The organism is Gilliamella sp. wkB7, from assembly GCF_001693435.1.
GTDB classification, from domain to species: domain Bacteria; phylum Pseudomonadota; class Gammaproteobacteria; order Enterobacterales; family Orbaceae; genus Gilliamella; species Gilliamella apicola_N.
Genome location: NZ_CM004509.1, coordinates 1,137,294 through 1,157,388 on the forward strand (window position 1 = coordinate 1,137,294; position 20,095 = coordinate 1,157,388).

General features: G+C 32.7%; 17 protein-coding genes. 8 read left to right on the plus strand and 9 right to left on the minus strand.

What is annotated here, in order from left to right:
- Positions 1-3: 3 nt before the first annotated feature.
- Complete coding sequence (pntB, locus tag A9G17_RS04910) at positions 4-1,392, plus strand: Re/Si-specific NAD(P)(+) transhydrogenase subunit beta (protein WP_065737752.1); 1,389 nt, start codon at positions 4-6, stop codon at positions 1,390-1,392.
- Positions 1,393-1,451: 59 nt separating this feature from the next.
- On the opposite strand, the gene A9G17_RS04915 is transcribed toward pntB, so the two are convergent.
- From A9G17_RS04915 to oxyR, 3 genes are all read right to left on the minus strand, one after another.
- Complete coding sequence (locus A9G17_RS04915; RefSeq protein WP_065737753.1) at positions 1,452-2,489, minus strand: alpha/beta hydrolase family protein; 1,038 nt, start codon at positions 2,487-2,489, stop codon at positions 1,452-1,454.
- A gap of 194 nt (positions 2,490-2,683) precedes the next feature.
- Positions 2,684-3,328, minus strand: a complete 645-nt coding sequence (gene fabR, locus A9G17_RS04920; protein WP_065737754.1) for an HTH-type transcriptional repressor FabR — start codon at positions 3,326-3,328, stop codon at positions 2,684-2,686.
- Positions 3,325-4,257 (minus strand): DNA-binding transcriptional regulator OxyR, encoded by a 933-nt coding sequence (gene oxyR, locus A9G17_RS04925; protein WP_065737755.1) that lies wholly within the window; start codon positions 4,255-4,257, stop codon positions 3,325-3,327. Before oxyR ends, fabR begins: the two co-directional genes overlap by 4 nt.
- A gap of 469 nt (positions 4,258-4,726) precedes the next feature.
- Here oxyR and pcnB point away from each other — a divergent pair, with 469 nt between their 5' ends.
- From pcnB to sppA, 6 genes are all read left to right on the plus strand, one after another.
- Positions 4,727-6,028, plus strand: a complete 1,302-nt coding sequence (pcnB, locus tag A9G17_RS04930) for a polynucleotide adenylyltransferase PcnB (RefSeq protein ID WP_065737756.1) — start codon at positions 4,727-4,729, stop codon at positions 6,026-6,028.
- A gap of 74 nt (positions 6,029-6,102) precedes the next feature.
- The gene (gene lptD, locus A9G17_RS04935; protein ID WP_065737757.1) at positions 6,103-8,460 is read left to right on the plus strand and encodes an LPS assembly protein LptD; all 2,358 of its coding nucleotides are present in this window, start codon (positions 6,103-6,105) and stop codon (positions 8,458-8,460) included.
- 73 nt (positions 8,461-8,533) lie between these two features.
- Positions 8,534-9,853 carry a peptidylprolyl isomerase SurA gene (gene surA / locus A9G17_RS04940; protein ID WP_065737758.1) on the plus strand — a complete coding sequence of 440 codons (1,320 nt, stop codon included), beginning with the start codon at positions 8,534-8,536 and terminating at the stop codon, positions 9,851-9,853.
- On the plus strand, positions 9,846-10,643 hold the full coding sequence (gene rsmA, locus A9G17_RS04945; RefSeq protein WP_065737759.1) for a 16S rRNA (adenine(1518)-N(6)/adenine(1519)-N(6))-dimethyltransferase RsmA: 798 nt from the start codon (positions 9,846-9,848) through the stop codon (positions 10,641-10,643). The genes surA and rsmA overlap by 8 nt, the downstream gene beginning before the upstream one ends.
- 4 nt (positions 10,644-10,647) lie before the next feature.
- On the plus strand, positions 10,648-11,466 hold the full coding sequence (gene apaH, locus A9G17_RS04950; RefSeq protein ID WP_065737760.1) for a bis(5'-nucleosyl)-tetraphosphatase (symmetrical) ApaH: 819 nt from the start codon (positions 10,648-10,650) through the stop codon (positions 11,464-11,466).
- Between the two features lie 27 nt (positions 11,467-11,493).
- Positions 11,494-13,329 carry a signal peptide peptidase SppA gene (gene sppA / locus A9G17_RS04955; protein ID WP_065737761.1) on the plus strand — a complete coding sequence of 612 codons (1,836 nt, stop codon included), beginning with the start codon at positions 11,494-11,496 and terminating at the stop codon, positions 13,327-13,329.
- 73 nt (positions 13,330-13,402) lie between these two features.
- Here sppA and A9G17_RS04960 read toward each other — a convergent pair whose 3' ends face one another.
- The 5 genes from A9G17_RS04960 to moaC all read right to left on the minus strand — a co-directional run bounded on the left by A9G17_RS04960 (position 13,403) and on the right by moaC (position 17,338).
- Positions 13,403-15,229 carry a sulfatase-like hydrolase/transferase gene (locus A9G17_RS04960; RefSeq protein WP_065739093.1) on the minus strand — a complete coding sequence of 609 codons (1,827 nt, stop codon included), beginning with the start codon at positions 15,227-15,229 and terminating at the stop codon, positions 13,403-13,405.
- Between the two features lie 176 nt (positions 15,230-15,405).
- Positions 15,406-16,104 carry a Bax inhibitor-1/YccA family protein gene (locus A9G17_RS04965; RefSeq protein ID WP_065737762.1) on the minus strand — a complete coding sequence of 233 codons (699 nt, stop codon included), beginning with the start codon at positions 16,102-16,104 and terminating at the stop codon, positions 15,406-15,408.
- 56 nt (positions 16,105-16,160) lie between these two features.
- Positions 16,161-16,604 carry a molybdopterin synthase catalytic subunit MoaE gene (moaE, locus tag A9G17_RS04970; RefSeq protein ID WP_065737763.1) on the minus strand — a complete coding sequence of 148 codons (444 nt, stop codon included), beginning with the start codon at positions 16,602-16,604 and terminating at the stop codon, positions 16,161-16,163.
- 4 nt (positions 16,605-16,608) lie between these two features.
- Positions 16,609-16,854: a molybdopterin synthase sulfur carrier subunit gene (gene moaD / locus A9G17_RS04975; RefSeq protein WP_065737764.1), complete on the minus strand. Its 246-nt coding sequence runs from the start codon at positions 16,852-16,854 to the stop codon at positions 16,609-16,611.
- Positions 16,847-17,338 carry a cyclic pyranopterin monophosphate synthase MoaC gene (gene moaC, locus A9G17_RS04980; protein WP_065737765.1) on the minus strand — a complete coding sequence of 164 codons (492 nt, stop codon included), beginning with the start codon at positions 17,336-17,338 and terminating at the stop codon, positions 16,847-16,849. Before moaC ends, moaD begins: the two co-directional genes overlap by 8 nt.
- A 220-nt stretch (positions 17,339-17,558) precedes the next feature.
- On the opposite strand from moaC, the gene priA reads away from it, so the two are divergent.
- A complete protein-coding gene (priA, locus tag A9G17_RS04985; RefSeq protein WP_065737766.1) occupies positions 17,559-19,727 on the plus strand; it encodes a primosomal protein N' in 2,169 nt (722 codons plus the stop codon).
- A gap of 49 nt (positions 19,728-19,776) precedes the next feature.
- Here the strand turns inward: priA and A9G17_RS04990 are convergent, their stop codons facing one another.
- Positions 19,777-20,082 carry a ComEA family DNA-binding protein gene (locus A9G17_RS04990; RefSeq protein WP_065737767.1) on the minus strand — a complete coding sequence of 102 codons (306 nt, stop codon included), beginning with the start codon at positions 20,080-20,082 and terminating at the stop codon, positions 19,777-19,779.
- Positions 20,083-20,095 lie beyond the last annotated feature (13 nt).

Below are 20,095 nucleotides of genomic sequence, written 5' to 3' on the forward strand. Positions count from 1 at the left end.
ATAATGTTAAGTAACGGAATTATTCAAGCAGCCTATGTTATTGCTGCATTACTTTTTATATTCAGTTTACGAGGTCTTTCCAATCAAGAATCAGCTAAATCAGGAAACATCTACGGTATGATCGGTATGGCAATAGCTCTTATCGCAGCAATTGCCAGCATAAATGGCGGATTACACTGGATCATTATTGCCATGATTATCGGTGCTGCTATTGGTTTGTATCTAGCGAAAAATGTTGAAATGACACAAATGCCTGAATTGGTTGCTTTGTTACATAGCTTTGTGGGTATGGCAGCCGTTCTTGTTGGTATAAACAGCTTTTTAGATCCACACACAGTTGCAGCGAATGAAATAACAATCCATTTAGTTGAAATTTTTGTAGGTGTATTTATCGGTGCAGTTACTTTCTCTGGATCAATTGTAGCCTTTGGAAAGTTAAATGGTAAAATTAGTTCAAAACCATTATCTCTCCCAAATAAACACTATCTAAATCTAGCGGCAATAGTTGTATCAGTTATCTTGATGTTTACATTTATCAATGCACAAACTGGTGCAGGCGCCCTAGTTTGTTTACTTATAATGACAATTATTGCGCTAGTATTCGGTTTCCACCTTGTAGCATCAATTGGTGGTGCGGATATGCCTGTTGTTATATCAATGCTTAATTCCTATTCTGGTTGGGCGGCAGCAGCGGCAGGCTTTATGTTACAAAACGATCTTCTAATTGTAACTGGTGCGTTAGTGGGTTCTTCTGGTGCAATTCTTTCATATATCATGTGTAAAGCAATGAATCGTTCATTTATCAGTGTTATCGCTGGTGGATTTGGGAGCGATGGTAGTGCAGCGAGTTCATCTGATGAAGAACAAGGTGAGTATCGTGAAATGCAACCTGCTGAAGTTGCACAAACATTAAAAGAAGCTCGTTCTGTTATCATCGTTCCTGGCTATGGTATGGCTGTAGCTCAAGCACAGGGTGCAGTAAGTAACATTACTGAAAAATTACGTGCAATGGGTATTGAAGTAAGATTTGGTATCCATCCTGTTGCTGGTCGTTTACCGGGTCATATGAATGTATTATTAGCAGAAGCAAAAGTACCTTATGACATCGTTCTTGAAATGGATGAAATCAATGACGACTTCCCTGATACGGATGTTGTATGGGTTATTGGTGCAAATGATACTGTTAATCCAGCAGCTGAAGAAGATCCTAATAGCCCTATAGCAGGTATGCCTGTTCTTGAAGTTTGGAAAGCAAAAACAGTGATTATTTCTAAACGCTCAATGAATACCGGCTATGCTGGCGTGCAAAACCCACTATTCTTTAAAGAAAATAGCTATATGTTATTTGGCGATGCCAAAGATAGTGTTGAAAAAGTGTTACAAAATTTATAATAATTAACTATTATAAAATTATTAAATGAACTGCGACTTTTGTCGCAGTTTTTTGAGCATTAATTTTTATTATTTGAAAATATATCTGACAAAAAGTTAACTACAAGACGAGTGATTTCATTATGTATTTCACTTCTTTGGCGAATTCCTCCATCTTTACAAATAATTCCTTCACCTTGTTTTTCTTGGTTTAATATCTCTATTGCATTAGTTTTACACATTTGGATAAAACTAAAATGCATTGCATCTGGAATAGTAATATAAGTGGAAGATGACTTTGCTAAAAATTGTTTAAGGTAGCCCGATTCAAGTTGAGCATTTGTATCATCTAGATCAACGCCTGCACCAATAATAAGAGAAGGTATTTTAATTTCTTGCAAGCTTTCAATTGTAAATCCTCTTGTCAAACCAGCATCTAAAGATGTGAAAGCTTTTATTCTTGGGTCTAACATACTTTTATTCAGATCTGAATTTGCTAAACCAAGTTCAGATAGCAAATGACAACCTTTCAAATAAGAATGTATCTTACAATCCTGATTAAATAAATTAGTCGAAAATCTAGCGCCAGAAAGCGCTATTACAGACCAACCACCAAGAGAATGTCCTATAGCGGCAATCTGATTAAAATTAACAATATTTGAAAATGTTTGATTGCCAATTAAAGCATCAATTGTTTTACTTAAATCTTGTGGACGTAACCATAATTTAGATGATTGTTCAATATTATGATCAAATATTGTTGTTCCTGGATGATTTGGAGCAGCAACAATATAACCTTTTAAAGCAAGTTCATTAGCAAGCCAGCTTAGATTTTGCCAACTTCCACCATAACCATGTGAAAGCAAAGCTAATGGATATTTAGTCGTACTGATTTTCGGTTCAGCATCAGGAGTAACTTCATGACCATAAAAAATAGCATTTTCAGCTATAGTAACAGCGCCATGGTTATTGTTAGTAGGATACCAGACGGCAATATCTATAGGCCTACCATCTTGTTTATCATAATGAATTTTCTTAAAACCTATATTTTCTGATGCAGAACAGATAAATGGTAAAAACAAAATAAGAAAATTAAGCAAAAAATATAGTTTAACCATTAAATTAATTCCTATTAAAATATGCAACTATTTTTAACTTTAACAATTACGCTTAATTAACGATATAATAAATTTAACAAATTGTTAATCAATAGTTTATTTTATTAGGCTACGCAATGAATAAACAGAATGGTAATTTAATTCTTGTCAAAAAGTTTCAGGTTAACTATACGTTTGAGTATAAAAACTTGTAATTAACATTTTCCTTCTTTAATTAATTCTTTGTGATAAAGATAATAGGCACCACGTGAAACCATTCGAAGCTGGAAAATAAGATCTTCGATTAATTTTTGACGTTGAATAATATCAAAATCAATCGCTTCTGCTCCTGCATTAAAAGCAATGGTTACCATCGCTTCTGCTTGTGCTACGTTATAATGATGAGGCATTTGGTTAGCATTATCCAAATAGTCAACCAATTCTTCAATAAAATGTTGAATTTCACGCGCGATGGCTGACCGAAAGGCCGATGAAGTCCCAGCTTTTTCACGAAGTAATAGTAAAAAAACTTTGGGATTTTTATCTATAAACTCAATAAACGTTGTTACTGAAGTACGCAACACGCTACCACCTTTTTCAATACGTTTTCGTGCTTGGCGCAGTAATTGGCGAAGAGTTAAACCACTTTCATCAACCATAGCTAAACCTAATTCATCCATATCACGGAAATGTCGATAGAAAGATGTTGCCGCAATGCCTGCTTCTCGAGCAACTTCACGCAAACTCAAACTAGCAAACCCCTGCTCTGCATTTAATTGATTAAAAGCTGCATCAATTAATGACCGACGAGTTCTCTGTTTCTGCTGTGCGCGTACACCACTGGTTTTAATATTTTTCATTTTAAATTTGTTGATGTTAATAAACGTTCTTTTTCAGCAAATACTTTTGGCATATGTTCACGAATCGTTTTTGCAATTGTTTCATAACGTGAACGCAAAGGTGAACCAGGTCTATAAATCAAAGCAATACTACGTACTGGAACAGGGTCAGTACATGGAATATAGCAAATATTATCTCGTATTCTTTCATTTGGAGCCGCTAGCTCAGGAAACAAGGTTATTCCACGACCAGCAGAAATCATACTACGCAAAGTTTCTAAACTGGTTGCTTTAAATTGCTTGTCTTCATCAATACCTACTTGAAAACAATATCCCATAGCATGTTCACGTAAACAGTGTCCATCTTCCAACATTAAGAATTTTTGACCTTTTAAATTAGAGAGTTTAACTGTTTGTTTATTTGCTAATTCATTATTTGCTGGAACAGCTAAAAACATTGGCTCATTAAATAACGGTAATTCTATAAATTGCGCTGTTTCTTTTACTTGTGCAATTATCGCGCAATCCAACTTACCACTTTCAAGTTGAGCGACAATATTGGCAGTCTGAGCTTCATGTAAATAAAGCTCTAATTGAGGAAAAGATTCATGTAATACGGTTATTACATGTGGTAATAAATAAGGAGCAATGGTTGGTATTAAACCGATATGCATCGGCCCAGACATTTCTTCACCTTGGCGACTAGCCATCTCTTTAAGGATTTGAATATTGCGTAATATCTCTTTCGCTTGCTCAACAAGCATCATTCCTGTTTGAGTAAATAAAACTTTGCGACTGGTACGTTCTAGTAACATTACGCCTAGTTCATCTTCTAATTTTCTGATTTGTCCACTTAAAGTTGGTTGACTCACGTTGCAAGCATCAGCAGCTTTACGAAAATGACGAAATTCAGCTAACGAAACAAAATATTCCAAATCACGAATATTCATAATGTCCCCAAAATAAGTTATCAGTTAATGGTATATACTCAATCAATTTTTATTGGCTGATTCTATTTTGAAAAAATTAACATAATAAATATAACTCAAATATTTATCATGTTATTTATACAAACTATTTCATACAATAAATTAAAAATCTTTTGAATATAAGTTAGTTAATCAAAATTAGATAGTAAAATTACAAATAAAATACATGTAAATAGATAATGTTGCTTTCTAGAGCAATATTGCTAATTGTACTATATAAAGTGCTATTATTGATAATTATGTTTAAAAATTTAAATACAATATTAAACTTGAATCCTAAAGTATTTAATTTTACTATAGTTAAAGTTAATAAATGAAGAAAAATGGAAAGTTATAAGCAATTGAGATATAATCGCGCGCAATATCACTTGAGTAAAAACACTTTCAGAGGTGCACTATTTTTAAACATGTCTCTCGCTTTTGCCGTAAAATGTTTCACATTGAAGAACAAAAAGAATCTCGATATGTTTCCATTTCTCGTAATGAACACAATATTTCACGTAAAAATATTAGTGAAAATGCATTAAAAGTTCTTTATAGATTAAACAAACAAGGGTATGAAGCTTATTTAGTTGGTGGGTGTATTCGTGATCTTTTACTTGGTAAAACACCCAAAGATTTCGATATCGCAACCAATGCAACACCAGAACAAGTGCAAAAAACATTCCGCAATTGCCGTTTAGTTGGCAAAAGGTTTCGTTTGGCGCACATTATGTTTGGTAAAGAGATTATTGAAGTAGCAACCTTCCGTGGTGAACACAGCAACCAAGATGAACAAAATAATATTGCCAAACGTTCCAAATCGGGAATGCTACTACGTGATAATGTATATGGAACAATTGAACAAGATGCCCTTCGTCGTGATTTCACGATGAACGCTTTTTATTATAGTATAAAAGATTTTACATTACGTGATTATTGTGGTGGCTTAAAAGATTTACAAAATGGAATCATTCGTTTGATTGGTGATCCAAAAGTTCGTTATCGAGAAGATCCTGTTAGAATGTTAAGAACGATTCGTTTTGCCGCTAAACTTGATATGCAAATTGAGCCTACAACGGCTGAACCAATTAAACATCTTGCACCTTTATTAAAAAATATACCGGCAGCAAGACTTTTTGATGAATCTCTGAAATTATTACAATCAGGCAATGGATATAACACTTATTTATTATTAAAAAAATATCATCTTTTTGAGCAGCTATTTCCTGTCATTGAACGGCTATTTACTCAAAATAATAATAGCTATTTAGAAAAAATGCTTGAGCAAGTTTTAAAAAATACTGATTACCGCATAACTAATAAGCAACGTGTTAATCCAGCATTTTTATTTGCTGCTTTTTTTTGGTATCCAATTATTGAACAGACACAATTAACTTGCGTTGAAAGTGGTTTATTATTTCATGATGCATTTTCAATGGCTATTAATGATGTGCTAAGTGAACAATGCCGAATTATTGCAATACCTAAAAGATTGACAACAATAATGGGAGATATCTGGCGTTTACAATTACGAATGAAAAAACGTGAAGGCAAACGTGCATTTGCAATTTTGGAACATCCTAAATTTCGCGCAGCGTATGACTTATTAGAAATGCGTGCATCCATCGAAAAAGGTGAACTTTTAGCGCTAGCTAAGTGGTGGGATGAATTTCAGCATACTTCTGTTGACAAAAGAATAGCAATGGTTAAGCAATTTAGTAAAACAAATAAGCGTAGAGTCAAACATTAATTTTTCGTTCGCACTTTTGTAAATAATCGTTATAATGCTTAGCATATAATAATCATAACTACCTTTAATCATTGATGAAAAAATTAACGCCGTCATTTATTGCAATTACCGTTACCCTTTCATTGTCTAATAGCTGTTACGCTATAGGTTTACCTAAAGCTGAAAGTAATAATCCACAATGTCTTGCCAATATTCCAAAATTTGATCGGCCTTTAGTTAAAGGTGATATTAACACATTACCAGTTAATGCCGAAGCAAACCAATTTGAAGCTATTTATCCAAATACAGTCATTTATCAAGGTGATGTTTCAATAGAACAAGGAAACCGCACAGTACAAGCGAATAAAGTCACAATTGACTCAACGAATAAAAATAACCGTATGGCGATTTTACAAGGCAACATTAATTATCAAGATAATTTGATCAATATAAAAGGCAATAATGCATCAATGAATCTTAATAATAACGATACTCAAATTAGCCCAGGTGAGTATCATCTTGTCAATCGACTTGGTCGCGGTGATGCTGATGAGATGAAACTTGAGAAGAATCGATTGATTATTCTAAAAAATGGCAGTTTTACCTCATGTCCTATCGATGACAGTACGTGGAGTATTAAAGGTTCAACAATTATTCACGATAATGACGAACAATTACTTGAAGTATGGAATGCGGTATTTCGTATTGGTAAAGTACCTGTACTCTATTCGCCCTACTTACAATTACCCACAGGCAATAAGCGTCGCTCTGGTTTATTAATTCCTAATCTAAGTTATGACAGTGTCAGTGGTATTGATTTTGCTTTACCTATTTATTGGAATATTGCACCTAATTATGATGCCACATTTACTCCAAGGGCATTGCAACGACGAGGTCTACAATTACAAACTGAATTCCGTTATTTAAATGAACTTGGTTTGGGTACACTAGCATTTGATTGGTTACAACATGATGCTAAATATAGCAAAGATAGGGATAGATTATTAAATGGTAATAACTATGATGACAATCGTCATCGTTGGCTATTCTATTGGAAAAACGATGAATTAATTAATTACAATTGGCGTTTTACTGTTGATTCGACTCGTGTAAGTGATAATCAATATTTAGCAGATTTAGATTCTAAATATACATCCCAAACAGCAGGTTATCTTACTCAGTTTTATAAACTGGGCTATAATGATCCTAACTGGGATATTACCTTGGGTTATAGACACTTTCAAGCCTTTCAGGATGGAGTTAAAGATTCGTTGTATCAAACCCAACCACAACTAAATATTAATTATTATAATTATGATTTTGGACCGCTAAAATTTAAAACATTTTCCCAAGTATCTCATTTTATAAGCTCCGGAAAGAATAATCCTAAAGCATGGCGTACCCATATTGAGCCATCAATCAATTATACTTTAACTAATTCTTGGACAATATTAACTACTTCAGCAGGTATAATGGCAACCCATTATAGTCAAGATAATATAAAAAGAAATATTGATCGATATAAACAGTTAGATAAAAATGTTAACCGCTTTATACCAAAATTTAGTATTGACGGTAAAATTATATTTGAACGTGACTTCAATTTCATTGATGGCTATACCCAAACATTAGAACCGCGCGTAAAATATATCTATATTCCATATCGAAATCAATCTAATATAGGAACTTATGATTCAACCTTATTACAGTTTGATTATGTAGGTCTATTTAGAGATCAACCATACAGTGGGTTAGATCGAATTGCTTCCGCTAATAATATAGCCACAGGGGTAACAACTCGTTTTTACGATGATAATAAAGTTGAAAAGTTTAATTTATCCATTGGGCAGATAACTTATTTTACTAAGTCAAAAACAAGCGAACATAATACTGAGTTAGATAAAAATTCGGATACTGGTAGCATCACTTGGGCATCAGATAATTTTTGGCGCATTACTGATGATATGATTTTCAGAAGTGGGATACAGTATGATACTCGAATTGATACCGTATCTCTAGCTAATGCAATATTTGAGTATCGTCCATCAAGTGAAAAACTATTACAACTTTCTTATCGTTATGCTAACCATAATTATATCAATACGGTTGATTCAAATTCTTTATATAAGAATTATAAACAAGATATATCACAAGCTGGATTTGTTACGGCGTGGCCATTGTCACAAACGATAAATGCAGTTGGTTCATACTATTACGACGTCGGCTTAGGGCAAACTGTCGATAGCTCAATAGGGTTACATTATAGTGATTGTTGCTGGGGAATGACCATACAATATGGACGAAAGTTAACAGATTGGGACTCAATAACGCGTAGTAGTAAATACGAAAATAAACTTTCAGTTAATTTTGAATTACAAGGTTTAGGGCGTAACCGTGATGCGAAAGCAAAAATGTTAAACTTTGGTAAACTACCATACACAACAACATTTTAATTTTACTTAATATAACTAAATAAATTAATGCAGTAATATTTATACTGTAATAAACAACATGAGTAGCGCAAATATGAAACTATCAAAACTATTGATTACTTTAAATTTAAGTTTAAGTTTAACCATAGGACTACTTACTCCATTATCAACCGTTGCTGCACCTAAAGTTATTGAACGAGTAGCTGCAGTAGTAAATAATAATGTCATTTTAGAAAGTGATATTAACGACATGTTAAAAACTATTAAGGCCAGTACAGATGCAAGCAATCTACCTAATGATAAAGTATTAAGAGAACAAATTCTGGATCGCTTAATTATTGAGAATTTAATTTTACAAAAAGCAGCGAAAGCCAAAATAACAATCAATGATGATGAAGTCACTAATGCTATTGCTAGAATCGCAGGGCAAAACGGTATGACGATTGATGAACTCAGAAGTAAACTTTCGATAATGGGTATTAGTTACAGCAGTTATCGGGAACGAATTCATAATGACATGTTAATTGAACAGACCAGAATGAATGAGGTTAGGCCTAGAATTAAAATCTCAGAAAAAGAAGTTGAAACATTGACTAAAAATCTTGCTGAACAACCAGCCAACAATAAAGATGTCAAAATTAGTCATATTCTAATATCTGTACCTGAAAAAGCGTCTAAACAACAAATTGATAATGCAATTAACAAAGCTAATGATATTTTTAATCGAGCACAAAAAGGTGAAAATTTTGCAAAATTAGCGGCAACATATTCAAATGATGATCTCGCTTTAAAAGGTGGCAATATGGGTTGGAATAAACTCAACGAACTACCAACTATCTTTGAAGAACGGCTTATTAGAGCACCAAAAGGCAGTATTATTGGTCCGATTCGTTCTGGCGTTGGATTACATATTTTGAAAGTAGATGATACTCGCACAGAAGCACCAAAAAAATATACTATTGAAGAAATGAATGCTCGCCATATTTTAATTAAAACAAATGTATTGGTAACAGACGAAATAGCTAAACAAAAATTAAATGATATTCGCAAATCAATAATCAGTGGTGCAATAAGTTTTGAAGCAGCTGCAAAGGCTAATTCAGAAGATCCTGGCTCAGCCGAAAATGGAGGAAATTTAGGTTGGAGTCGACCAGATGTCTATGACAGTGGATTTAGAAATGCTCTAGTTCGATTAAAAAAAGGGGAGATCAGCCAGCCAGTTAAATCATCTTTCGGTTGGCATTTGATTCAACTACTCGATACCAAACAAACTGATGGAACAAATGCAGTTAAACAAGATCGGGCTTACCGATTAATATTTAATCGTAAATTTAGTGAGGAAGCTCAAGTGTGGATTCAAGAATTAAAAGGCGATGCCTACATTAACATTACAGGTGAAGATAAGCATGAATAATCGTGTACACCAAGGGCATTTCGCCCGTAAACGATTCGGACAAAATTTTTTACATGATGACTATATTATTGAAAGCATTGTTGCAGCTATACAGCCTAAAGCAGATCAAGCTCTAGTAGAAATTGGTCCTGGACTAGCTGCATTAACTGTTCCAGTTAGTAAATACGTTGACCATTTGACGGTTGTAGAAATTGATAGAGATTTAGTTAGTAGATTGATTGATAATCCTCTATTAAATAATAAGCTGACCGTTATCGAACAAGATGCTCTGACATTTGACTTTAATGAATTAAATCAACAATTAGGTAAACCATTAAGAGTATTTGGTAACTTACCCTATAATATCTCTACGCCGTTGATGTTCCATTTATTTGAATATGCCAATATCATTACTGATATGCATTTTATGTTACAAAAAGAAGTAGTAACTCGACTTGTCGCGGCACCTAATAGTAAAGATTATGGTAGATTAAGTGTAATGGCACAATATTTTTGCCAAATTATTCCAGTATTAGAAGTACCTCCAACATCATTTAAACCAGCACCAAAAGTTGACTCTGCGGTTGTAAAGTTGATCCCATATAAAGAAAAACCTTATCAAGTAAATGATGTCAAAATACTTTCTCGTGTAACAACTGAAGCATTTAATCAACGCCGAAAAACGATTCGTAACAGTTTAGGCAATATGTTTACAGCCGAACAATTAGTTGAACTCAATATTGATCCAAATTTACGTGCTGAAAATATAACCGTTCAACAATATTGCCAGCTTGCAAACGCATGGAAATAATATTATGGCAAATTTACTCATTGGTGATATTCATGGTTGTTACGATGAATTTATGCGATTACTTGAAAAAGCAAAATTCACATCTTCAGATACTTTATGGTTAACAGGAGATCTTGTTGCCCGAGGACCTAAATCATTAGATGTTTTACGATTTGTGAAGCAACATAGCAAGAAAATTCGTATGGTTTTGGGTAATCATGATTTGCACTTATTATCAGTATATGCTGGTGTTACACTTGCTAAAAAGAAAGATAATCTAGATGAAATCATCAATGCTCCCGATTATGATGAACTTATGAACTGGCTACGTAAACAGCCATTGGTTCAAATTGATGAATCATTAAAATTAATCATGACCCATGCGGGTATTTCCCCACAATGGGATCTTGAATTACTGAAAAAATGCGCTCACGATCTAAATGTTATGCTATCTAGTGATTCATATCCCTTATTTTTAGATAAAATGTATGGTAACTTTCCTGATGAATGGTCATCAGAATTACAAGGATTAGATCGCCTACGGTATATTGCCAATGCACTTACACGTATGCGTTTTTGTTATGAAGATGGCCGGTTAGATTTTTATTTTAAAAAATTACCAGAACAAGCACCAATAAAACTTAAACCTTGGTTTTTATTACCAAGTAAAATACCCGCACAATATAGTATTGCTTTCGGGCATTGGGCTGCATTAAATGGTAAAGGTACACCAGAAAATGTTTATGCACTTGATACTGGATGTTGTTGGGGTGGAAAATTAACATGTTTACGATTTGAAGATAAAAAATATTTCAAAAAACGTAATATTGAAACGAAAAACTAACGTTATTATTAACAAGGACTTATTATTATGTCTGCATTATCTGTCATAAAATCTATTTGGAAAGTGATTAATGTAATAAGAGAAACGTTTCTTAATTTGATATTCTTAGTTATTATTTTGCTTATCTTTGGCGGTATTGGCTTAATAAATGAAGCTCAAAAACAAGATACAGTTCCTCAATATGGTTCATTGGTTTTGGATCTTGAAGGTGTTATTGTTGATAACACGAATTACAGTGATGAAATCTATGCTCTACAAAATAAAATTTATGGTAAAAAAATCAATACTTCCCGCGAAAATAGTTTGTTCATATTGACTCAAAAAATTGCCCAAGCAACCACCGATCCAAATATTAAAAGCATTATTTTAAAGTTAGATAATTTTGTTGGTGCCGATCTGAGCTCTTTACAATATGTGGGCAAGTATTTAACCAAATTTAAAGAAGCTAAAAAACCAATTTATGCCTTTGGAACAAGTTATAATCAAAGCCAATATTATTTAGCGAGTTATGCTAATAAAATCTATCTAACACCGCTTGGCTCAGTCAACGTATATGGATTAGCTGCTAACAACTTATACTATAAAACCCTACTTGATAATCTAAAAATTAATACACATGTTTTCAGAGTAGGAACATATAAGTCTGCCATTGAGCCATTTATCCGTGATAACATGTCGGAAGACGCGAGAAATAATACAACTCGTTGGTTAACTCATATGTGGGATAATTATCTTAATGATATCTCAACACAACGAAAAAAAGCCAATTCACAATTAGTACCTACACCTGAAACAATGCTATCAGAATTAAGAGCTGCTAATGGTAATATGGCTCAATATGCATTATCTAATGGCTTAGTTGATGTGATTACTTCAAGTCATCAATATGAATTAGAATTCACTGATCAACATGAAATTAGTATTTACGATTATCAACTCAAATCAGAAGATGAACAATTAGTTGGTGATAATAATAAGAGCAATACGCCACTAATCGCTGTTGTATTTGTCAATGGTACTATCACTAATGGTGAAAATAGTAATGATGTAGCAGGAAGTGAAGACATTGTTCAGCAACTAAAAGAAATTCGTAATAACCTAGATAAGCATAATATACAAGCCGTAGTGTTACGAGTAAATAGCCCTGGGGGTAGTGTTGATGCATCTGAAGCGATTCGTAGTGAATTAGAAGCTTTACGTAGTTATCAAATTCCTGTCGTTGTTTCTATGGGAGGAATGGCTGCATCAGGTGGATACTGGATCTCAACTGAATCTGATTATATTGTTGCAAGTCCAAATACAATTACAGGCTCTATTGGTATCTTCGGTATTATTTCAACATTCGAAAACTCTTTATCTCATATTGGTGTTTATAGTGATGGAGTAAGTACATCACCATTGGCAGGCAATAATTTTACTAAAAACTTGCCTGAAGAAACAAACCAATTAATTCAAATGAACATCAACAATGGCTACCAAACATTTATTTCGCTAGTAGCAAAAGCGCGAAAAATGACAACAGAACAAGTAGATAAAATTGGACAAGGTCAAGTCTGGTTAGGAGCAGAAGCAGACAAAATAGGGCTTATTGATAAATTAGGTGATTTTGATGATGCTGTTGAAATAGCTGCAACATTAGCAAATTTAACTGATTATAAAATTGACTGGCCAAAACCTGAAATAAATTGGTTTAATGCATTATATTCAGATATGATAGCTATGCTACCTCAATCAACAGCTGAGATATTATTTGAACATCTTCCCGAAGCAAAACAGCTAAAACAACATATTTCTTTATGGAATAATTTTAACGATACTCAAAATCGTTATATTTATTGCTTAAATTGTGCTGATGTTCGTTAATTCATATAACTATCCGCCATATTCATGGCGGATAGAACTTTCATTTGTTTCTATATTATTCCGTTCTAATATGTTAATGATTTTTTCTTTGACTGAAGAAATAACTCATATTTTTCATCGCTTCTTGAATATATTGGTAATTTGGTGCCTCGTTAACCTCACGATTATGTACATCCATATAACGACTAATACCAATTCTATTAACAAAATAGATATTATCTAGCGTTCTGACAGCATAAGAACTGTAGTTAGACATTAATAACCAATTACGATCAGTTATAGGTTTAAATAAATCATATCCAGTAGAATAATCCCTTATATCATTTTCAACATATAAATAATGCTTCATTAGAGATGGGACAACATCTTCATGGTTAGTTAATTTATTACTGTTATTTATCAAATCGCCTAAATCTTTCGCACCAACAATAATAAAAGGTACCTTAGTTTGCGCATCAGTATAATTGCCATTATGCCCCCAAAAACCTAGTTTATTATCATTCATTTCTTGACTATGATCACCTGTTATAATTAACAATGTATCATTTAAAGAGTCTGATTTAATAAGTTCATCATAAATATTTTGTAATAAATAATCATCATAATAGACACTTTGTTTGTAACGATTAAAAATTGGCAAAGGATCTGTATCATTGCTCAATGTCATATAGTTAAGATCACCAATAGGTTTGAATTTAACTGAGAAATCATCAGGGAAATCATACGCATGAGGTGCATCATAAAATAAAAAAGAAAATGTTGGCCTTGAAATATCTCGCGATTTATACCATTCTAACCAATCGTCAGTAATTTGTTTATCCCGTTTAGATGCTGAGCCATCTTTACTACTGATTCTTAAGTTTTCAATAGTAACAAAAGCAGTTCGATCAAATTCAGGTGCAGTAACTTTAGCGGATGTAAAAATACCAATATTATAGTTTTCTTTCTGTAAAGTTGTAATAAATAGAGACGGAATGCTACCACGTAAAAATGAATCCCAATAAGTACCTGGAATGCCATAAAAAAGACCAAAAATCCCCGTACGCGTTGCATTACCTGTCGAATAATGATTATTAAAGATCACTCCATTATTATTCTTAACAAACTGAAAAGTATTTGGGGAGATTTCATTACTAAAAGTATCATATCGCCATGAATCTAAAACAATAAACATTATATTTTTAAGTTTTTTGTTTTCTGGATTAATCACTAACGGATTTTTAGGATAATCTACAGTTGCATTAATGTTATCTTTATCATAAACAACTTTTCGCTTTCCTTCCTTATCAAAAATATTCATGATTTTTTTTGAAGTCAATGGACGATAAAGCGGAATATATTCTTTCACCACCATTATTGGAGAATAAGCATAATAAAAAGCAACCATATGTCCAAACTGGCTAATAAATAAAGAAGCAATTAATAACAGTGTGGATAATAAAATTGTCTTCGATTTACTATGAGGTTTAGATACTTTGAAATCAATAATATAGATAATAAAATATTCAACACAAAATGAAATGACAATAAGTACTAACATTAACAAATACGTTGTTATAGAAAAATCAACAACTTGACCTGATAATACCATTGATAAAACTGATTCATTAATATGGAATCGATATTGCTGAAAAACAATTGTATCAACATATAATATTATTTGAATAAAACTAAATAAAATAGCTAGAATGGCATGACATAAATATTTTCTTAACCACAGTGTTGGTATGCAGATTAAAAAAAACAATATATATAATGAAAAAAAATGTCCAAGTACAGCAAACACTGAAAATGTGCTACCAAGCCAAGAAAATGATACATCAGGAACCAAAAAGAAACGTACTGCAATAAAAGATGAAATTAAGATATTTATTAAAACAAAACAATATAATTTTTTCATAGTACTCACTATTGGACCATCCATTCACTTAACATCAAAAAAAATCTTACAGCATTTTATACTGAAACGTGGTGCTTTCCTGAAACTTTTTAACAAGTTAGCATTATCTAGATAAATACTAATAAAATATTAACAAAAAAGGGCTCTAATTGAGCCCTTTTTCTAGATTAAAACAATTATCGTCGATCGGCAAAAATTCTTAATAACATAATAAATAAATTGATGAAATCAAGATAAAGTTGTAATGCACCTAAAATAACATAACGTCTGAATATATTTTGATCGTCTTGAGGTAAACCATCACCTAATTCTTTCAATTTTTGAGTATCGTAAGCAGTTAATCCTGCAAAAACAAATACACCAATATAGGTAACAGCCCACATCAATGGTTCACTATGCATAAACATATTCACTAATGACGCAATGACTAATCCAATTAACCCCATAAATAAGAAACGACCAAAACTAGACAAATCTCGCTTAGTAGTATAGCCGTAAAAAGCCAAAGCCGCGAACATACCTGCAGTAATAAAAAACACACTTGCTATTGACGATGAAGTATAAACTAGAAAATAGATTGAAAAGGTACAACCATTTAAAACCGAATAAAGCATAAATAATGTCGTTGCGGCAGCGCCAGATAGACGATTAATCATACCAGAAATAACGAAAACTAATGCCAGTTCCGCTATTAACAATACCCACATACCTTTATATAATAATTGTATCAGTGCCATATTACTTGATGCAAACCAAGCAACTAAAGCTGTTAATAATAAACCAACAGTCATCCAGCCATATACATGACTCATATATGTTTGAACACGACTGCCAGCTTGTTCATTAATCAAACCATTCGGCGAAAAACTTGCCATTCCTTATATCTCCTAAAAATGCCATATAAACTATCATATTATATATTAAATAAGGATTAATTCCATTTTTTCAATGCATCTACATCTGTTTTTTTTGCTTCAACCCAGTTATCACCATCAATGGTTCGTTCTTTCTTCCAAAATGGTGCTTCATTTTTTAAGATATCCATAATAAATTCAGCCGCCGCAAATGAATCTGCACGATGAGCACTACTTACCCCAACAAATACGATCTGCTCATTAGCATTAATTTCACCAACTCGATGAATAACCACAACTCGACTTAATCGCCATCTTTTTCGAGCATTAGCGATTATATTAGCTAATACTTTCTCTGTCATTCCTGCATAATGTTCTAAATAAAGGCTCAATGTCTGTTTTTCAAAACAACGAACCTTACCCATAAAAGTGACAATTGCACCATCTTGAGGTAATGCTGAAAGCCAATTAATTAACTCATTATTATCAATTAAATCTTGATTTACTTTAATAATATCCATAATTTCAACCACCTGTTACAGGAGGGAAAAAGGCAATTTCATCACCTGCCTGAATAATATAATCATAATCAACCAATACTTGGTTCACAGCACATAAAATAACTCTTTCTTTGAATGCTAAAGCCCACCTATCGCCACGTTTGCTGAGTTGTTCAAGCAATTCCAAAATAGAAACTTGATTAGCATCTAAGATAATGCTGTCAATTTCAACTAACTCTCTAATTTGAGCAAAAAAAATAATTTTATTCATCTAGTTCCTTGGCAATAAAGTCTCCAGACTTACCACCACTCTTATTCAATAATCTTACTTGCGTAATAACCATATCCTTTTGTACAGCCTTACACATATCATAAATAGTTAAAGCAGCAACTGAAGCTGCTACCATAGCCTCCATTTCAACACCTGTTTGCCCGTTTAATCGACAGTTAGCTTGAATTCGAATACAACTTTTTATTCGATCTGCTTCAATATTAATTTCAATTTTACTGAGCAAAAGCGGATGGCATAGAGGAATAATATCCCAAGTTTTTTTTGCAGCTTGAATACCAGCAATTCTTGCTGTCGCAAAAACATCCCCTTTATGATGTTTACCTTCGATAATCATATCAAGTGTTTTGGTATTCATTAAAACTAATGATTCTGCGCTTGCTTGTCGCATTGTTAGCTGTTTGTTTGAAACATCAACCATATAAGCATCACCACGCTGATTAATATGCGAAAATGACTCGGGCATATTTTTGATTCCTAAAAAAATTATCAACTCTTTAGAATATATCCAAGATAGCAAATTTTTACAAGTAGCTACTCATCTGATTAAATTAATCATTATCAGAATATATAAAAAATTAGTTTGTTTTAACCTTTCAAATCATCTATAAATTTGGTATGTTTTTGCGAGTTAAATAAAAACTGCGTACAATATTACTTTCTGTAAATTATAATTGTGATTCTCAATGCTTATTGCTCATGTTGCCTTACCAGTACCACTTTATCAACTTTATGATTATAACTTAACTAAGCCTGCCCAAATTGGAATGCGGGTGAAAGTTCCATTCGGTACCCGCAATGCCATAGGTATTATTGTTAAAATAGATCAACAAACCGATATTGATGTTAAAAGTTTAAAAAATATCACAACAATTATTGATAGCGAACCTCTTTTTACTCCAGATATCTGGCAATTATTAAATTGGGCGGCAGGTTATTATCATTATCCAATTGGTGAAGTTTTATTTCATGCGATGCCTGTTTTATTAAGGCAAGGACGAGAAGCGAACAAAGCTCAAATCACTCATTGGCAATTAACTGAATTAGGTGAGAATATTGATCTGACCGCATTATCACGGACACCAAAACAAAAATTATTATTATCATCATTTAGAAACAATACTGTTGATTCTATCAACGTAAGTGCTACTGTCTATAATGAATTAGAAAAAAAACAACTAATAACACGAGTAAATGTCCAAGCAGATAATATAATGTGGCAAACGAATTTTTCTGCCAATCCAAACTTGATTAAATTAAATCAAGAACAATTTTATGCAATAGATAATGTAAACAAACAAATCCATAATTTTGCTGTATTTCTGTTAGAAGGCGTCACGGGCTCAGGAAAAACTGAGGTTTATCTCAATATTATATCTAATGTACTAGCTACAGGTAAACAAGCATTAGTATTGGTACCTGAAATTAGCCTTACACCACAAACAATTAAACGTTTTAAAGAACGATTTAATGCTCCAATAGATATTTTACATTCTGGATTAACCAATCAACAAAGACTAGCCGTTTGGTTAAGAAGCAAAAATGGAGAAAATGCCATTGTTGTCGGTACCCGTTCATCACTTTTCACACCGTTTAAAAATTTAGGTATGATTATCGTTGACGAAGAGCATGATAATTCATATAAACAACAAGAAGGATGGCGTTATAATGCTCGTGATTTAGCAATTATTCGTGCAAAACTTAAAAATATCCCTATTTTATTAGGTTCTGCAACACCTTCATTAGAAACTTTAAATAATGTTAAAAATCATAGATACCAATTGTTACAATTAACAAAACGTGCAGGTCATGCTAAACCTGTAAAGCAATCTATTTTAGATATTCGAGGTTTAACACTTTTAGCTGGCTTATCACAACCCTTAATTGAACAAATAAAAATCCATTTACACAATAATAATCAAGTCATGTTATTTTTAAATCGGCGTGGTTATTCACCTTTATTAATTTGTCATGATTGTGGTTGGATTGCGGAATGTCCTCGTTGCGATCGTCCATATACTTTTCACAACCAATCGCAAAAACTTAGTTGTCATTATTGTGATACACCAAGAGCAATTCCAAAACAATGCCCAAAATGTGGTTCAACTCATTTAGTACCTATTGGTTTTGGTACGGAGCAATTAGAAAAACAACTTGAACTTCTTTTTCCTAACACCAAAATAAGTCGTATTGATCGTGATACAGTAGCTAAAAAAGGAGCATTAGATGGTTATTTGCAAAGTATTCAACAAGGTGGTGCACATATTTTAGTTGGTACACAGATTTTAGCCAAAGGTCATCATTTTCCTGATATAACATTAGTTGGTATTGTAGATGTCGATGGGGCATTATTTTCTAGCGATTTTCGAGCAACAGAGCAATTTGCTCAAATCTATACTCAAGTATCAGGAAGGGCTGGCCGAGAAGCAAAAACAGGAGAAGTAATATTACAAACCTACCATCCTGAGCATCCATTATTAAATGTATTATTAAATAAAGGATATCAAGAATTTGCTAAACAGACCTTAAAAGAACGTCAACAAACGTTATTACCTCCATTTAGTTATCAAGCATTAATTCGTGCAGCAGATCGCAATAACCATCATGCACAAAAGTTTTTGCAACTCATTCATGACAGATTGAAAGAGTATGGTGATAGTTCTTTATGGCAACTTGGTCCTATGCCGGCAAATCAACCTAAGAAGGCGGGATATTACCGTTGGCAACTTTTGTTACAACACACAAATAGACAGCTATTACAATTAATTTTAGATAAACTTGTTATTGATATAGAAAAATGGAATGAAACATCAAAAGTAAGATGGAGTATTGATATTGATCCTATCAATAATTAATATGTGATAATCGCCGACCGATATTAAAAATCGGCGGCTTAAAATAAAATTATAACGCTATTTTACCTACATTTTTATCCAATGTTGCTTGACCAATACCGGAAACTTCTTTCAATTGTTCTATAGAAACAAACGCCCCAAATTTTTCACGATATTCAACAATTTTTTTGGCTTTACTTATCCCTATACCTGTTAATACTTTAGCTAACTCTTCTGCTGTAGCTGTATTAATATTAACTTGTATAATTTGTTGCTGTTCTTTTTTAGTTACTTCATTAGGTGGGCTATCCGCAAAACTTAAACCGGAAAAAGTAATACTTGATAATAAAATACACAAAATTGAAAATAGTTTCATTTGATTAACCTCT

Coding starts and splice junctions, on each gene's coding strand:
- apaH (WP_065737760.1), top strand. CDS start 10,648: ATGGCAAATTTACTCATTGGTGATATTCATGGTTGTTACGATGAATTT.
- moaC (WP_065737765.1), bottom strand. CDS start 17,338: ATGCCCGAGTCATTTTCGCATATTAATCAGCGTGGTGATGCTTATATG.
- A9G17_RS04965 (WP_065737762.1), bottom strand. CDS start 16,104: ATGGCAAGTTTTTCGCCGAATGGTTTGATTAATGAACAAGCTGGCAGT.
- surA (WP_065737758.1), top strand. CDS start 8,534: ATGAAACTATCAAAACTATTGATTACTTTAAATTTAAGTTTAAGTTTA.
- priA (WP_065737766.1), top strand. CDS start 17,559: ATGCTTATTGCTCATGTTGCCTTACCAGTACCACTTTATCAACTTTAT.
- pntB (WP_065737752.1), top strand. CDS start 4: ATGTTAAGTAACGGAATTATTCAAGCAGCCTATGTTATTGCTGCATTA.
- A9G17_RS04990 (WP_065737767.1), bottom strand. CDS start 20,082: ATGAAACTATTTTCAATTTTGTGTATTTTATTATCAAGTATTACTTTT.
- moaE (WP_065737763.1), bottom strand. CDS start 16,604: ATGGATATTATTAAAGTAAATCAAGATTTAATTGATAATAATGAGTTA.
- moaD (WP_065737764.1), bottom strand. CDS start 16,854: ATGAATAAAATTATTTTTTTTGCTCAAATTAGAGAGTTAGTTGAAATT.
- lptD (WP_065737757.1), top strand. CDS start 6,103: ATGAAAAAATTAACGCCGTCATTTATTGCAATTACCGTTACCCTTTCA.
- pcnB (WP_065737756.1), top strand. CDS start 4,727: ATGTTTCACATTGAAGAACAAAAAGAATCTCGATATGTTTCCATTTCT.
- rsmA (WP_065737759.1), top strand. CDS start 9,846: ATGAATAATCGTGTACACCAAGGGCATTTCGCCCGTAAACGATTCGGA.
- sppA (WP_065737761.1), top strand. CDS start 11,494: ATGTCTGCATTATCTGTCATAAAATCTATTTGGAAAGTGATTAATGTA.
- A9G17_RS04960 (WP_065739093.1), bottom strand. CDS start 15,229: ATGAAAAAATTATATTGTTTTGTTTTAATAAATATCTTAATTTCATCT.
- fabR (WP_065737754.1), bottom strand. CDS start 3,328: ATGAAAAATATTAAAACCAGTGGTGTACGCGCACAGCAGAAACAGAGA.
- A9G17_RS04915 (WP_065737753.1), bottom strand. CDS start 2,489: ATGGTTAAACTATATTTTTTGCTTAATTTTCTTATTTTGTTTTTACCA.
- oxyR (WP_065737755.1), bottom strand. CDS start 4,257: ATGAATATTCGTGATTTGGAATATTTTGTTTCGTTAGCTGAATTTCGT.